The sequence below is a fragment of the Lysobacter sp. TAB13 genome (assembly GCF_052113885.1).
GTDB lineage: Bacteria > Pseudomonadota > Gammaproteobacteria > Xanthomonadales > Xanthomonadaceae > Lysobacter > Lysobacter gummosus.
In genome coordinates, this window is sequence record NZ_JBFRDR010000396.1 from 1 (window position 1) to 363 (window position 363).

The following is a 363-nucleotide window of genomic DNA, read 5'->3' on the forward strand; positions in this document are numbered from 1 at the left end:
GACATGGCCAGCGCCTCCTCGCGATCATGGGTGACGAAGACCGTGGTGATCTTCGCCTCGCGCTGCAGCTCGACGATGGTCTCGCGCACCTGGAGGCGCAGCTTGGCRTCGAGATTGGAGAGCGGCTCRTCCATCAGSAGCACGGCCGGCTCGACCGCGAGCGCGCGCGCCACCGCGACGCGCTGGCGCTGGCCACCMGACAGCGCGGCCGGATGGCGCTGGCCGAGATGGCCGAGGCCGACGCGCTCCAGCGCGGCCTGGACCTTGCTCTTGATCACGCCTTCCGCCTGTTTGCGGGCACGCAGGCCATAGGCGACATTGTCGAACACGGTCTTGTCGGGAAACAGCGCGTAGTCCTGGAAG

1 protein-coding gene is annotated in these 363 nt (G+C 68.5%); it reads right to left on the reverse strand.

The window, feature by feature from the left end; genetic code table 11:
- Positions 1–363: ABC transporter ATP-binding protein (locus AB4Y92_RS26675; RefSeq protein WP_441822360.1), on the reverse strand; the 363-nt coding region annotated here is incomplete at both ends.